At 40.1% G+C, this 297-nt stretch carries 1 pseudogene; it reads left to right on the top strand.

What is annotated here, in order from left to right:
- Nucleotides 1-121 precede the first annotated feature (121 nt).
- A pseudogene (locus H5232_RS24555) lies at nt 122-297 on the top strand (DUF600 domain-containing protein); the annotation flags it as partial.

The raw sequence follows: 297 nt of genomic DNA, 5'->3' as shown, positions 1-297 counted from the left end.
AAGGCCTATATGTTAGCCGGAAAAGAAATATTTGAAGATCATGAAGAAGATGGACTTTTTTACTATGACTTTTTGAAGTCCGAAGTCCAGCTATAAACGAACATAACGCTAAGGACAGCACATGCGACCTGAAATAAAAAACATCCCCCAACAACTTGGGCAATACTTGTACCAGCAAATAAATGAGCCGTGGCTTGAAGCACAACTCATTTTAAATTGCGAAGATGAAAACGTACTTGAATGCAAAGCCCATTATCAAACTGCTGCTGATACAAGCGAACAGCCGATTACCGTGAC

Origin of the sequence: Pseudoalteromonas sp. SG41-5, from assembly GCF_014164495.1 — a bacterium.
Taxonomy (GTDB): Bacteria; Pseudomonadota; Gammaproteobacteria; order Enterobacterales; family Alteromonadaceae; genus Pseudoalteromonas; species Pseudoalteromonas rhizosphaerae.
The sequence above is the reverse complement of the archived record's forward strand: the minus strand, read 5'-3'. Positions and strand labels throughout refer to the sequence as shown.